Origin of the sequence: Flavobacterium dankookense (assembly GCF_004362665.1) — a bacterium.
GTDB classification, from domain to species: domain Bacteria; phylum Bacteroidota; class Bacteroidia; order Flavobacteriales; family Flavobacteriaceae; genus Flavobacterium; species Flavobacterium dankookense.
Genome location: NZ_SNXR01000011.1, coordinates 273,400 through 288,122, shown reverse-complemented (window position 1 = coordinate 288,122; position 14,723 = coordinate 273,400). Strand labels below are relative to the sequence as shown.

Genomic DNA, 14,723 nt, shown 5'->3' with positions numbered 1-14,723 from the left:
CAACCCTGAAAAATAGATATTACTACTTATTAACAGCACAAAAAAAATACATCTAAATAAACTAAATTTGTAAAAAGATTAAAAAGTTTATGGAAATAAGAACCGATTTGTATCTAGGAGACAGTAAAAATATGCTTAAAAAGCTTAAAGACAATTCTGTTGACTTAATTGTGACTTCGCCTCCATATGCAGACCAGAGAAAAAGCACTTACGGAGGAATACATCCTGACAAATACGTTGAATGGTTTCTACCAATATCTAAAGAGCTTTTAAGAGTATTAAAACCAACAGGTACTTTCGTTTTAAACATAAAAGAAAAAGTTGTAGATGGAGAACGTAGTACTTATGTTATGGAATTAATTATTGCTATGAGAAAGCAAGGATGGTTTTGGACAGAAGAGTTCATGTGGCACAAAAAAAACTCCTATCCAGGTAAATGGCCAAATCGTTTTAGAGACTCATGGGAAAGACTTCTGCAATTCAACAAGCAAAAACACTTCAATATGTATCAAGAAGAAGTTATGGTTCCTATGGGAGATTGGGCTAAAACACGCTTAAAAAAACTTTCAGAAACAGACAAAACTAGAGACAATTCAAAAGTGGGTAGCGGTTTTGGGAAAAATATTTCTAATTGGGTAGACAGAGAAATGGCGTATCCATCTAATGTTTTACATTTAGCAACCGAATGTAATAATAAAAAACACAGTGCCGCATTTCCTGAAGAATTACCAGAATGGTTTATAAAACTATTCACAAAAGAGCAAGATGTTGTTCTCGACCCTTTTATGGGTTCAGGGACAACATTAACAGTTGCAAATCGAATGAGGCGACATTCTATCGGTATAGATATTATACCAGAATATTATGATATGGTAAGAGAACAATTAAAGCCTGTTGCATTATATATTTTAGAACCTAAACCGACATATGAACAAATTGAACCTGAAGGACGTATCGCAATACGTTGAGCAAAATATCGGAATTTTTCATCAAAAAAGAATTCAAAGTCTTGACGATTTAAAATTAATAAAAGTCTTAAAAAGAAAAAATCCATATTTGTACAAAGCAAAATATGTATTGACTGCTGATGAAATCGTCAGAGGAATTGTTGACGCCCAAATTTCTTCAAATGAAGAAACAGTATTTGGTGATTGGCTTGAAGGATTAGCAATTTTTATAAATGAAAAAGTGTATGGTGGCAGAAAGTCTGGAATTGCAGGTATTGACTTGGAATTTGATAATGATGGTATACGATATATAGTAACAATTAAATCTGGCCCAAATTGGGCTAATAGTCGACAGTTAGTTGAAATGAAAGGAAGCTTTATAACAGCACAAAAAACACTTAGAACTAGTAATTCAAAATTACAGGTTATTGCTGTTAATGGATGCTGTTATGGTAGAGATAACAAACCCGATAAAGGAACTTATTATAAATATTGTGGACAAAAATTTTGGGAGTTCATTTCTGGCGACAGTAATTTATTCACTGAATTAATCGAGCCACTTGGTCATCAAGCGAAAGAAAGAAATGATGATTTTCTTCAATCATATTCTCAAATGATAAATAAATTTACTAAAGAATTTACAACAGATTTTTGTGACGCAAATGGAGCAATTGAATGGGAAAAATTAGTTAAGCTTAATTCTGCTATAAAACAGTAACCAATAAAACTGAAATATTATGCCAAGATGTTTAATTCCAAATTGTCCAAATAACGGGCAAAACAATATAACTGTACGCCTGAGAAGAGAAGATACAAGTGCTATATGGGCACCAAATTCAGAAGGATATCTGTGCGATACTCATGCTGATGAAGGATATACTATTGATGTAATTTTAACTCCTGTAGCAACTAGAACAATAACTACAAATGTCAGTGCTGGTGGTCAAATTGCGACACGAACAACTAACATAATTCATCATCCATAAAACTTGGAAGAATAAGAATCCGACAGCGTGAATATATAAAGCACTCGACAGCTCATATTTGCAATCCCTACCAACAAAACAATCCCTAAACCCCAACCTTTGTCAATGTTTCTTACTCTGGCAAAGGTTTTTTTTTGACTAAATATTACTCCCACAAATTGAAAAACCATCAAAACGTTGTTTTTTTAGGCAAAAAAAGCGCTTTGTAACTACTTCATTTTCAGTATTTAAAATTAAAAACAATAGTATAAGGCATAACAAACAATAGTATAAAGCATAACAAACAGTAGTATAAAGCATAACAAACAATAGTATAAAGCATAACAAACAGTAGTATAAAGCATACCTTAGTTTAGCTTTATACTATACTTAGTTTAGCTTTATGCTCAACTTAGTTTAGCCTTATACTCTAGTTAGTTTAGCTTTATACTCTACTTAGTTTAGCCTTATGCTCAACTTAGTATAGGCTTATGCTCAACTTAGTATAGCCTTATGCTCAACTCAGTTTAGCTTTATACTAAACTTAGTTTAGCTTTATGCTTAACTTAAGTAAGCATAAGTAAATAGTAATCGAAGTTATTTACCAAAATCTGTATCTTTGAAAAAAGTAACGTTTCGCTATGAAGTATATCATCAAAACCTTTCTGTTCACTCTATTGTTTTCTACTGTAGCCTATTCGCAGCAATATGAAAAGCTAACCACTCAGGAAAAAGAGTTAATTCTTGTCGATACTACCCAAATGATGCGGGTAACGCAAACCAAGTTTCACAACGATTCTATCATTTTAAAAAGTGTTTCCAAACCCATAAATCCAAATGACAAACTGACCAAAGTGTTGGCAAAACGAATGCTTAAATCGGTTCAAGATGTGAACCATCGTGGTGTTGGGATTGCCGCACCACAAGTAGGCATCAACCGCCGAATGGTTTTAGTACAACGATTTGACAAAGAAAACAAACCCTTTGAGGTTTTCATCAATCCAGAAATTAGTTGGAAATCGGAGTTAATGCAAAAAGGTCCAGAAGGCGATTTATCGTTTGACGAACGCGGCATGATTATGCGTCATTACTCGGTTCAAGTGCAGTATTACAATTTGAAAGGCGAAAAAGTAACCGAAATTCTAGAAGGTTTTACAGCAGTTATTTTTCAGCACGAACGCGACCATTTGGACGGAATTCTCCTTGTCGATAGGCAAAAAGAACAAGAAAATCTCAAATTCAAACCGTCATCCACCACAGCCAATTTGTATTTTATTGAAAAATAAATCGATGCAACTAATCCATTTCTTTGCTATTTTTACGCTGAATAACTAACCAACTAATTGTGATTTACTTACTTCTAAGTTTGCTCGTTATACTTCCGCTGCTTTTCGGTTGGGGAAAATTGACTTCTCGTTTATTAGGTTTTACTTTTACTAGTCTGTGGGCAAACCTTACTGCTGGAATAGTTGGCATTACTGTTGTTGCCAGCGTTTTTGCTTTCTTTTTCCCTCTTGGAAAAGCATTTGAAATTGGTGTTATTCTCATCGGATTGATTGGTTTAGTTTCAGCTAAAAACCGTTTTTTCGAACTCTTTTCAATTCTAAAAAATCGATGGTTACTGGTGTTTCTCTTCCTCGGAATGGGCATCAGCACCTTTGCTCCTTTCATCAACGACCATTTTGGCTACTACGTCGGAACGATTAAATGGCTTAGTGAATATGGTATCGTAAAAGGCATTTCAAATATTAATCTGATATTGGGTCAGCAGTCGTCTTGGCATATTTTTCAAGCGTGTTTCGACCAAATTCTAGATCCTTTTCTTCGAATAAATTGGGTTATCTTTCTCATTTTCATTCTCTATATTTTTGAAAAAAAGAAATGGGCATTACTCCTATTCTTGCCGTTCTTCTTGATTTATTTGCAATCGTCATCGCCCGATTTGCCTGTGTACTGTCTAGCTATTATTTGCACAATCGAAGCATTTGAAAAGAACAACAAACCCAATTATAAGGCGCTTTGGTTATTATCAATATATCTTTTTACACTCAAAGCCATCGTGTTTTGGTTGCCGCTATTCATTTTTATTTTATGGTGGAAATCCGATGGATATAAAGTAATTTTCCAACGGAAGAATGTTCTTATTACTGCATTTTTATTGGTTTTATTTTTTGGTAAACAACTATGGTCGTTTGGGGATTTTGTTTTTCCGATGCAAACCAATTTAGTAGATGTTCCTTGGAAACCTTCGTCGTTTTTGCTAGAAGTTTCTAACCGATATGCGTTGCAAAAAACCTATGATATGCAATATTCCGAAGCCGAAATTAAAGCTTGGGATACTACAACTAAAATCGTAAAATGGTTCACTTTGAGTGGATTTAAAAGCATCATCAATAGCCTAATTGTGTTCGGATTACTTCTTTTTGGCGGCATTGCTTTTCTGAAAAAAGAGAATAAAATGAAACTGCTTTGGCTGTGCGTTGCGCTCAAAGTAGTGCTTATTTTCTACCTTTCTGGACAATATCGTTTTATGCTTGATGCCATGCTTCCGCTATTGGCGTTGTTGCTTTTGATGCTTTCTATCAAGCCGATTTATTATAAATTTATCGCTGTTTTTGGTTCATTGGCAATCGTGTTGGTATTTGTATTTCCTCATTTTTTACAACAAAACGTTTCTTCGTTCTATGTTGGGCAACTGATGGGACAACCAAAGAAAGAGCAAGTTTTAAAACCTCAAGAATATAGCATTTCCGATTATGACACCTACACAGTTGGGAAACTAAAATTTCATACGCCAAACAATTACCATTTGATGTTGGATGTTCCGTTGCCGTGTTTTGTTCCTTATTCTTTGCACGAATTTGTAGTAGCAGAAGTCTATCCCGAACCTTATGATTCTAATGACTTGAGCAAAGGATTTTACCTGCGAAACATTACACCTGCCGAAAAGCAACAGTTAGAAATCATTCTAAAAAAATACACTATTTATTATCCGCTAGACAAACCTTTTGTAAAACGTTAAAGAAATAAATGCTACGTGTAAAATGCTTAAATTTGATAAAAATTAACTCTCATGAAAAAATTATTTATTTATGGCGCCATTGCTATTAGTGTCTTGATAGCATGCAAATCTAGTAGTACAAACAACAGCAAGAAACTAGTCCTTCAGCTGGAAGCAAAAAGCGGAAGTACGGTTAACGGTGTGGCATCGTTTACAGAAAAAAATGGGTTTGTTACTTTTGAAGCTACCATAAAAAATTTAAAACCTGGAGTTCATGGTCTTCATATTCATGAAAAAGCAGATTGCTCTTCGGCTGATGCTGCTTCGGCTGGTGGACATTGGAACCCAACGTTCAAAAAACACGGAAGATGGTCAGATGATGAACACCACAAAGGCGATATTGGTAATGTTGCTACAGATGAAAATGGAACAGCAACTATCACTTTAAAAACGGACGAATGGTGTATTGGTTGTGCCGATGAAACAAAAAATATTGTGGGTAAAGCAATTATTGTTCATGCCAATCCAGATGATTTTACTACACAACCAACAGGAAACGCTGGCGGACGAATAGCCTGTTCAGCAATTATCGAATAAGAGTGCCTTGGAAGAAGAACATTTCTATTTTAAGAATGCAAAAGAATGGCGCGATTGGTTACACGAAAATCATGCAACCTGTCAACGTGCTCATTTGATTTTCTATAAAGTAAATAGCGATTTTGAAAGTATGCGATGGGAAGAAGCAGTTCAAGTTGCCATTTGCTATGGTTGGATAGATTCAACTGTTAAACGAATTGATGACAACAGAAGAAAACAGCTTTTTACTCCGAGGAAAGATAAAAGCGTTTGGAGTAAACTAAACAAAACCTACATCGAGAAACTAATTTCAGATAATTTAATGCACGAAAGTGGTTTAAAAAAGATAGAAATTGCTAAGAAAAATGGCTCTTGGGAATCCTTAGATGATGTTGAGAATTTAGTTATCCCAAACGATTTGGCAACAGCATTCCAACAGCACCCAACAGCTTTTAGTAACTATTCGCAATTTAGTCCATCCTACAAAAAAAGCTATCTGTATTGGCTAAATCAAGCCAAAAGAGAAGAAACACGAGCGAACAGAATTGCCGAAATTATTGAACTTTGCGAACAAAATATCAAGTCGCGAAGTAGCTATTAAAAGGGTTAACTATTTCTTATTCTTTTACTACCAAAAAAAGATTTAGCTTTGCAACGAAATTAATTCTCGGAAATGATTAACCCTTCAATACACGGCTGGATAGACAAGTTTTTTGTTGAGCAAAAACACTCAATCGAAGGAGTAATTATTGACGAAATTTCGTTGTATGATTCCATCAAAAAAACAGGTTTTATTTTTGGTCATATTGTCAATGTAGATACAAGAATTCCTATTCCAATAGCGAATTGGCTACCAACAGAGATTTCGAAAATCAGTTTGTTGAATACGCTTTTTAAAATGCATTGTTTGGTTAATCAATCGGTTGATACGGCAAAGTTCACAAGTGATTGTGTTAGTTTTTATAAAAATTTAAATCCAAAAAGCAGTTCGATATTTACTATTTTAAGTAGTCAATCGAGTTCGTCGAATCTAGAAGAAATAATTCATACTAGAGTTCAAACGAATGAGGATATCTTTAGTAAAAACTTTTCTCATGTAATTACTAATGCGTTATCATTTATTGATGTTTTAGCATTTAAAAAGTATTTGGAGTTAGGCGAAATTCCAGAAAAATACTCCAATAAAATTGAAGAAATTGTCATCAATGTCGTTTCGATTTCTTTAAAATCAAAGACAGGAATTTCTGTGCACGATGAATTATTACAAAAACTATTTGAATCGTCTGTTCGTTACAATAAATTTTCGAGTGTAACTAGCAAAAACATTGAGAGTATCGATTTGAGCTATTTGGAAAATGTAATGGAAAAATTATACATCATCGACTTAGCCGGAATTAGTTTGTGGAGCGATGAAAAAGTAGAAAACGAAGAACGCTATTTTATGTATAAGCTGGGCGAAAAATTAGATCTGCCTGAGACAACTGTTTTGAATAGTATTGACTATGTAAACTATTTTATTGTAAAATATAAAAGTGAGATTCCTTATTTCAACTTTTCAAATCCAGTAAAACACTTTTATGACAATACAACCGAAAGCGTTAGTGTTTTGATTACACGAAACAAAAAACGTTTAGTTAAAGAAATCCAACAAAGTAAAGAATTGATGCAACTTTTAGCCAAGTCAACGCACAAAGATTTGGACAAGGAAGAAAAGAAAAAAATAAAAAAGCAATTGTTAGACATTTGTAAAACCGTTCCGTCGCTGACGATATTTTTGCTTCCTGGTGGTGCTTTACTCCTACCGATATTGATAAAATTTATACCAAAAATGTTACCATCCGCTTTTAATGAAAATAGTGATGATGACTTATAAAAAAAGCCGCTTAAAAGCGGCGTTTCTATTTAAAATTTGAGTTGATAAACATCGTCTAAATCTTTTTCTGAACTTATGTTAACATTCAAATCCGTTACATAACCTGAATTTAGTCCGTAAACCCAACCGTGTAAAAAAAGTTCCTGATTGTTTTTCCAAGCATTTTGTACGATGGACGTTTTAGCTAAATCGAATACTTGTTCTTTTACATTAATTTCAACAAATGTATTAAAACGATCATCTTCATTAGGAATATTATCTAATTCGTCTTTGTGCAAACGATATACATCTTTAATGTGACGAATCCAATTGTCAATAATACCTATAGAACTGTTGCCTAAAGCAGCTTTTACGCCACCACAACCATAATGTCCACAGACGATTACGTGTTTAACTTTTAGAACATTAACCGCATAATCAAGCACGCTCAACATGTTCATATCTGAGTGAACCACCATATTAGCTATGTTTCTGTGAACAAAAACGTCGCCAGGTTTTCCTCCAACTATTTCATTGGCAGGAACGCGACTATCAGAACAACCAATCCAAAGAAGTTGCGGATTTTGGCCTTTTGCCAAGTCTTTAAAAAAGTCTTTATCAAGCGCCAATTGATCTTCAACCCATTTTTTATTGTTTTCTAATAGTTGCTTATATAACTCACTCATGTTTTGTTATTTAATATTAATGTCTTAGCTCAGCAACTGAAAAATCTGGATTTACATCGTCTTTGATGTAAGTTACATCGTCATAAAAAGTTACTTTACCTGTTTCAAGATCGTGCATTCCACCGACAATTCCTATTTCACCATTTTCAAGCATTTGCTCTAAAATAAAACTACGCTCAATGATGCTTTTTACGCTTCTCTTTACGTTAATTTGGGCAACGTTTTCAACAAATGTAGCGTTTTTGGAACTTCTTTCTCCAGTTGTCTCATTCTCTTGATAAACGGCTGGTTGAAGCTTTGACAATAATTCGGTAAGATTACCCATTTCTACGTGATCGCAAGCACCTTTTACTGCACCACATTTACTGTGACCAAGAACTACAATAAGTTTAGAACCAGCAACTTTACAAGCAAATTCCATACTTCCTAAAATATCAGTGTTTACTATATTTCCAGCAATTCTAACAGAGAAAACGTCGCCTAAACCTTGATCAAAAATTAATTCAGCAGATGTTCTACTATCAATACAACTTAAGATTGTAGCAAATGGCCATTGCCCATCACGCGTTTCATTGGCTTGTTTTAATAAATCTCTATCCGATTGTAGATTTTTCATAAATCTACTATTTCCTTCTTTTAAAATTTCTAGTGCTTTTCGTGGAGTAATTTCTGCTTGTAATTCTTTATTTAGTGTTTTCATTTCGTGTAATTTAATTTTTTTTAAACTTTAATTTTTAGGAACTTTTTGTTCAAAAAATACATTCTTATCAGAGACAGCCGTATTTTCTAAATCGTATGCTTTTTTAAATCCTACAAGCTTTACTTTAATATTATCTTCTTTCGCTCTAATTTTTTTGAACTCATTGATTAAATCCTGAATATCATGTGCAATATAAACGGTATCAGAAGCATTGATGATTACTTTTGAATTATCTGGTATAGAAGCTAATGTATTCTTAATTGCCGCTTTATTTAAAAACGAAACTTCTTGCGCTAAATCAATATGGATAATATCACCATCTTTATATTCTTCTTTTCTAAAGTTGTAAGCATGCTTCATGTTACCTCTAAGAATAAAAATGATGCTAATAATCATTCCTAATGCAACACCTTTTAATAAATCTGTAAAAACAACCGCAGCAAAAGTAGCAATGAAAGGAACGAATTGGTATTTCCCTTTTTCCCAAAAATGCTTGAATACTGATGGTTTTGCTAATTTATATCCAACTAATAAAAGAACAGCAGCCAATGTCGCTAAAGGAATTTTATTCAACAAAGCTGGAATTGCTAAAACGCTAATCAATAATAATAATCCATGAATTATAGCTGACATTTTAGATTTTGCACCAGCAGCAGCATTCGCTGAAGTTCTTACCACAACAGAAGTCATTGGTAAACCGCCTAACAAAGAACTGATAATATTTCCAACACCTTGTGCTTTTAGTTCGACGTTTGTATCTGTATATCGTTTTTGAACATCCATTCTGTCGGCAGCTTCAATACAAAGTAATGTTTCAATAGAAGCAACAATTGCAATGGTAACACCAACAACCCAAACTTTTGCATTGGTAATAGCCGTAAAATCAGGTAAAATAATGATATTTTTAAATTCTTCAAAAGTGGTTGGAACAGGTAAACTAACCAAATGTTCTTTGCCAATAGCTAGAGCATTTCCAGTACGAATAAAAAATTCATTTATTAAAATACTGACGATAACAGCTACTAATGCTGGCGGAACTAATTTAATTTTTCTTAAAAAATCAACTTTATTCCAAGCTATCAAAATAAATAATGAAATAGCTGCAATAACTACTGCTCCTAAATTTATATAATCCAGAAAATTGAAAAGCTCAGTGAAGGTGTTTTGTCCATCTGCTTGTACAAAAGCTTCATCTCCTTCAAAGTCAGCATCATACCCAAAAGCATGTGGAATTTGTTTAAGAATGATAATAACACCAATTCCGGCAAGCATTCCTTCAATAACATTAGTTGGAAAATAATTTGATATGGAACCCGCTTTTATAAATCCTAATCCAAGCTGTAATAATCCAGCTATCAATCCAGCAAGAAGAAATACATTGAAAGCACCCAAATCGGTTATAGCCGTTAAAACTATTGCGGTCAAACCAGCAGCTGGACCAGAAACACTTAAGTGAGATTTACTCAAATATCCAACAATAATTCCGCCAACCACACCTGCTATTATTCCTGAAAATAATGGTGCACCAGACGCTAACGCTATTCCTAAACAAAGTGGAAGTGCCACCAAAAAAACCACTAAACCCGATGCGAAATCAGACTTAAGGTTTGCAAAAAGATTTATTTTTTTTGTCATTACCTTTAATTAATTTAATACAATATTGTTCCGCTAAAGCGAAAAGTAAGCTTGTTTGTATTAAATTAATTCAGGTGGTTGAGAAAAGATTTCATCTGAAACGTTATCATGTTTTGACAAGTTTTCAGAAATGATAGTTGAATTTTCCTTGATTGTAGCATTCGAAAAAGGATAATCAAAACTTTGTTTTATTTCTGCTTTGACTTCTTTTAGTTCTTTATGAGTTTCTTCTTCAGCAAAACTATAGAACATGGAAACATCATAATTTTTCTCAATCAAACTAACCACGGTAGGTGTTGAAAGAAAAGTAACAAAGAGAAACAATATGATTATTGCCGCGAATTTCATACTTCAAAGATAATAATAGTAATCGCGTTTGAGCTGTTTTTTTTAAATAAATTTTAATATCAAAAATATTAATATTTTTCTTCTAACCAAGCATTCATCATCCACATAGTTTTTTCTTGTTCTTTAATAAAATCACTCATCATTGCGTTGGTTCCTTCATCATTAATTTCATCTGATTGCGATAAAATTATTCGTTCAATTTTTAATAACTCAGTTAATGAATTTACAATTAACACAATAGCTTCTTCATCATTGTGAATATTTTTTCCAACTTTGAGTTTACTATTTGAAATATAATCTTCAAATGTATGTAAAGGAGTTTCACCCAATGTTAAAACGCGCTCTGCAATTAAGTCGATTTTTAATTGGCTATCGTTGTATAATTCTTCAAACTTTAGATGCAAGTCAAAAAAACGTTTGCCTTTAATATTCCAATGTAAACCTCTCAAATTTTGATAATATATTTGAAAATTAGCTAACAGTATATTCAATTCTACAGCTAGAATTTCTGTTTCTTTTACTGGCAATCCCAAAGCATTTAATTTCATTTTCTTGATTTTATTATTTTGATACAATGTATAACAAATTTTGTCATAAATTGATAATAAATACTATAAGTTAAATTGATAGTATTTATATTTGCATCAAATTTTACTATTCTCATGACAATTACACAACTTCAATATGTTTTGGCAGTTGCCGAACACAAAAACTTTACACTTGCAGCAGAAAAATGTTTTGTTACCCAACCAACATTAAGTATGCAAATTCAAAAAATTGAAGAAGAACTAGCTATTCAAATATTTGATAGGACAAAAAAACCAATACAGTTAACTGAAATTGGTCAAAAAATTGTCAATCAAGCAAAGAATATTGTTAATGAAGCTGACAGAATTCATGACATTGTTGAACAACAAAAAGGATTTATTGGTGGTGAATTTCGTTTAGGAATTATTCCAACAGTTATGCCAACTTTGCTTCCAATGTTTTTGAATAATTTCATAAAAAAATATCCTAAAGTAAAATTGATTATTGAGGAATTAAACACCAATGAAATTATTTCAAAATTAAAAAATGGTCACTTGGATGCTGCAATTGCTGTAACACCTTTGGAAGATGAAAAAATAAAAGAAATTGTATTATACTTTGAACCTTTTGTAGCTTATGTTCCTGAAAACCATTCTTCGTTTAAAAAACAAGAAATAACAATTGATGATTTAGATATTAATGAAATTTTACTTCTTCAAGATGGTCATTGTTTTAGAGATGGAATTTTGAATTTGTGTAAAAACAAAGGCCAAAATGAAAACAATCATTTTCAAATTGAAAGCGGAAGTTTTGAAACCTTGATAAAATTAGCAGACGAAGGTTTAGGCACAACTTTGCTTCCTTATTTACATACACTAGACTTGAACGAAAAAAACAAAACAAAACTTCGTCACTTTGCTTCACCAAAACCAGCAAGAGAAGTAAGTTTAATTTTTCCTAAAAATGAATTAAAGATTCATATCATTGATGCTTTAAGAAACAGTATTTCCGGTGTGGTTAGAGGTGCAATTGCATTTCAAAATGTAGAAATTATTAGTCCAATACAAAAAAAATAAGGAGTTCGCACAAACTCCTTATTCTAATCAATCAACTAATCAAATTACTAATTTATAACCAACAAACATTTTGTTAACTCGGGTTTTTCTTTTGTGAAAAACTGCAACCACCTTTTAAGTTGTTCTAACTCATAAGGCAGTAAATTTCTAATTGCTTTTTTTAACTCTTTAGCAAATAAAGCTGGGTCAAAACTGACTCTCTCGAGTACAGATTTTGTGTAATCATAGATCATTCGTGGCATAATGTTAAGATTTGGGGTTAACTCTTATTTGAACGTTGAGTAAAAGTAGATTAAATAATTCATTCAAACAAGTTTTTTTTACAAAAAACATCGTTTAAATGCATTTTTATACGATAAAATGATTTAATTAACATTATTTAAATATATTTTCTTACAATTAAAAATAAGCTTTAAAAAAAAGGAACCATTTAAGCTCCTTTAGTTTTTTATGGATTAATTTTGATTAAACATTGCTTCAAATCGGGTTTGTCGTTTGTGAATTTTAATAACCAATTTGTTAATTCTTCAAGTTCATAAGGCAGTAAAAGTTTATAAGCCTTTTCTAGTTCTTTATAAAATAGATTTACATCAAAACTGACGATTCTCAAAACTCTTTTTGTGTGTGCTAACATAGTTTTTGTCATAACAAAATGAAATTAATTAATAGAGATAATAAAAAGCCTTTTACATTTTTTCAAAGTTACCAAAAAAACTATGCCTGTTTTGACAACAAAAAGTTAAATAAAACTATAGGAATGTTAAATTTTAGTCTTGTTTACTTGCCCGAAGCATTTCTCTTTTTCCAGGTGCACCAGGAAGTTTCTCGATTTTAAAACCAGCAGCAATCATCGAGTTTTTTATCACTGTTCTACAAGCATAAGTTACTAAAATACCGCCAGACTTCAAGGCATTAAACATTTTTAAGAAAATCTCGTCAGACCATAATTCAGGTTGAACATCGTATCCAAAAGCATCAAAATAAATTAGATCGAAAACCTCAACATCTGCTATGTCTTGAAAAAATTGCTTTCGTTTAGTAAGGTGAAATGTTGGATTGACTTGGATTGGAGTTTCCCAATCCATTTGATGGATTTTTTTAAACTCTTCTTTTTTTGAGGCATCAATTTGATTGACATAATTCATAGTAAAAGCTTCATCCATAGAGACTGGATAAGCTTCTACTCCAACATAATCTATAATTTGATTATTTTTTTGTGATTCTAAACTGGTGATAAAAGCATTCAAACCAGTTCCAAAACCAATTTCTAAAATAGAAATGGGTTTTCTCTCAAAAAGAGAAAACCCATTTTTTATAAACACATGATAGGCTTCTTGAATTGCGCCATTTTTTGAATGATACGTTTCATTCAATTCAGGCAAATAGAATGTTGTTGAGCCGTCTTTGGTTTGAATAATTTCTTTTTTCAAAATTATTCTTTGATATATAGTTTTTTAATCCTTGGAATTGGTCCGCCACATTTTTTCTGATGACATTGAATACAAGCATCAACGCCAGCATTAAAATGTTCTTTTGCATTGGCTGGATCTTTATAAATCATCTCTTGTGCTTTGATAAACTTTGCGGCTTGTTCTTTGAAAAAATCATCGTTTTCTTGTTTATCAGTCATTACAGCTTTGTGAATTTTTAAGAAATGCTGAGGAAACTCGCCAATTTTTTCACCTTTTTGAATACGCTCTTTTAATCGTTGGTTGTCCACATACATTTGTTCCATCAAAGCTGCCATTTCGGACATTTGATACATTTCGAACTTCTTTTCGCCCGATTTGATGATAGTATCTGTAGTGCAGTTTTCGTCTTTCTTAGCTTCTTCTTTCTTTTGACAAGAAATTACAGCAACTACAAGCAAGCATAAAATAACCTTTTTAAACATGATTGTTATTTCTTAATGTAAACTCCGTTTGCCATAAAAGCATAGGTTATTTCAGGTTTCTTTATTTTATTGATTTCGGCTTGTGTTTTACCTCCATCCTTTGCATAATGCTTTAACTCGTCTACACTTACAACATCAATATAAGCTTTTCCATAAACAATAGACTCGCTACCATCAGCATTTAGTGGCACAAAAAAACCATAGTCTTTAAATTTTACAAATGCTTTATTATCATCCGTCAAATCTAAGTTCATCCAACAACCTTTCTTTTTGCAAACTGTTTTAATGTCTGATTGGAACTTTACGTATATAGTATCGCCTTTTTTTAATGATTTATATTTTTTTAGCATTTCCTTTTCGGTCATGACTTTATCTAATGTGAACTTTTCTCCAAATAGTGCATAGTCATTTGGATTTAATTTTGCTTTTTTATTGGATTGTGCAAATCCAGTTGCAACAAAAAAGAAGCATACTAATAAAAGTGAAATAGTTTTTTTCATAAAAAAATTAAATTG

19 protein-coding genes are annotated in these 14,723 nt (G+C 32.3%); 9 read left to right on the top strand and 10 right to left on the bottom strand.

The genetic code is table 11. The annotated features are described in order from the left end of the window. Positions 1-89 precede the first annotated feature (89 nt). From BC748_RS02455 to BC748_RS02420, 8 genes are all read left to right on the top strand, one after another. On the top strand, positions 90-968 hold the full coding sequence (locus BC748_RS02455) for a DNA-methyltransferase (RefSeq protein ID WP_133531875.1): 879 nt from the start codon (positions 90-92) through the stop codon (positions 966-968). Next, positions 928-1,665, top strand: a complete 738-nt coding sequence (locus tag BC748_RS02450; RefSeq protein ID WP_133531874.1) for a PmeII family type II restriction endonuclease — start codon at positions 928-930, stop codon at positions 1,663-1,665. Before BC748_RS02455 ends, BC748_RS02450 begins: the two co-directional genes overlap by 41 nt. Before the next feature lie 19 nt (positions 1,666-1,684). Continuing rightward, positions 1,685-1,933: a hypothetical protein gene (locus BC748_RS02445; RefSeq protein WP_133531873.1), complete on the top strand. Its 249-nt coding sequence runs from the start codon at positions 1,685-1,687 to the stop codon at positions 1,931-1,933. A gap of 620 nt (positions 1,934-2,553) precedes the next feature. Further along, complete coding sequence (gene def / locus BC748_RS02440; protein ID WP_133531872.1) at positions 2,554-3,198, top strand: peptide deformylase; 645 nt, start codon at positions 2,554-2,556, stop codon at positions 3,196-3,198. A gap of 59 nt (positions 3,199-3,257) precedes the next feature. After that, positions 3,258-4,934, top strand: a complete 1,677-nt coding sequence (locus BC748_RS02435) for a DUF8201 family protein (RefSeq protein WP_133531871.1) — start codon at positions 3,258-3,260, stop codon at positions 4,932-4,934. 51 nt (positions 4,935-4,985) lie between these two features. Then, positions 4,986-5,510, top strand: a complete 525-nt coding sequence (locus BC748_RS02430; protein WP_133531870.1) for a superoxide dismutase family protein — start codon at positions 4,986-4,988, stop codon at positions 5,508-5,510. A gap of 7 nt (positions 5,511-5,517) precedes the next feature. After that, positions 5,518-6,090 (top strand): YdeI/OmpD-associated family protein, encoded by a 573-nt coding sequence (locus BC748_RS02425; protein ID WP_133531869.1) that lies wholly within the window; start codon positions 5,518-5,520, stop codon positions 6,088-6,090. A gap of 72 nt (positions 6,091-6,162) precedes the next feature. Then, a complete protein-coding gene (locus BC748_RS02420) occupies positions 6,163-7,362 on the top strand; it encodes an LETM1-related biofilm-associated protein (protein WP_133531868.1) in 1,200 nt (399 codons plus the stop codon). Between the two features lie 29 nt (positions 7,363-7,391). Here BC748_RS02420 and can read toward each other — a convergent pair whose 3' ends face one another. From can to BC748_RS02395, 5 genes are all read right to left on the bottom strand, one after another. Next, entirely contained in the window at positions 7,392-8,027 is a 636-nt protein-coding gene (can, locus tag BC748_RS02415; RefSeq protein ID WP_133531867.1) for a carbonate dehydratase, read from the bottom strand. A gap of 16 nt (positions 8,028-8,043) precedes the next feature. After that, positions 8,044-8,727 (bottom strand): carbonic anhydrase family protein, encoded by a 684-nt coding sequence (locus BC748_RS02410; protein ID WP_133531866.1) that lies wholly within the window; start codon positions 8,725-8,727, stop codon positions 8,044-8,046. A 27-nt stretch (positions 8,728-8,754) separates the two neighbouring features. Continuing rightward, complete coding sequence (locus BC748_RS02405; protein WP_133531865.1) at positions 8,755-10,362, bottom strand: SulP family inorganic anion transporter; 1,608 nt, start codon at positions 10,360-10,362, stop codon at positions 8,755-8,757. A gap of 60 nt (positions 10,363-10,422) precedes the next feature. Continuing rightward, positions 10,423-10,710 (bottom strand): hypothetical protein, encoded by a 288-nt coding sequence (locus BC748_RS02400; RefSeq protein WP_133531864.1) that lies wholly within the window; start codon positions 10,708-10,710, stop codon positions 10,423-10,425. A gap of 68 nt (positions 10,711-10,778) precedes the next feature. Further along, entirely contained in the window at positions 10,779-11,258 is a 480-nt protein-coding gene (locus BC748_RS02395; RefSeq protein ID WP_133531863.1) for a Dps family protein, read from the bottom strand. 114 nt (positions 11,259-11,372) lie between these two features. Between BC748_RS02395 and BC748_RS02390 the strand changes: the two genes are divergently transcribed. Beyond that, positions 11,373-12,314, top strand: coding sequence for a LysR substrate-binding domain-containing protein (locus BC748_RS02390; protein WP_133531862.1), 942 nt, complete (start codon positions 11,373-11,375; stop codon positions 12,312-12,314). Positions 12,315-12,361: 47 nt separating this feature from the next. Here the strand turns inward: BC748_RS02390 and BC748_RS14275 are convergent, their stop codons facing one another. From BC748_RS14275 to BC748_RS02365, 5 genes are all read right to left on the bottom strand, one after another. After that, entirely contained in the window at positions 12,362-12,556 is a 195-nt protein-coding gene (locus BC748_RS14275; protein WP_133531861.1) for a hypothetical protein, read from the bottom strand. 206 nt (positions 12,557-12,762) lie between these two features. After that, a complete protein-coding gene (locus BC748_RS02380; protein WP_425459543.1) occupies positions 12,763-12,948 on the bottom strand; it encodes a hypothetical protein in 186 nt (61 codons plus the stop codon). Between the two features lie 133 nt (positions 12,949-13,081). Then, a complete protein-coding gene (gene mnmC2, locus BC748_RS02375; protein ID WP_133531859.1) occupies positions 13,082-13,744 on the bottom strand; it encodes a tRNA (5-methylaminomethyl-2-thiouridine)(34)-methyltransferase MnmC2 in 663 nt (220 codons plus the stop codon). Positions 13,745-13,746: 2 nt separating this feature from the next. Further along, positions 13,747-14,208: a hypothetical protein gene (locus tag BC748_RS02370; protein ID WP_133531858.1), complete on the bottom strand. Its 462-nt coding sequence runs from the start codon at positions 14,206-14,208 to the stop codon at positions 13,747-13,749. A 5-nt stretch (positions 14,209-14,213) separates the two neighbouring features. Beyond that, the gene (locus BC748_RS02365; protein ID WP_133531857.1) at positions 14,214-14,708 is read right to left on the bottom strand and encodes a DUF4920 domain-containing protein; all 495 of its coding nucleotides are present in this window, start codon (positions 14,706-14,708) and stop codon (positions 14,214-14,216) included. Between the last annotated feature and the right edge of the window lie 15 nt (positions 14,709-14,723).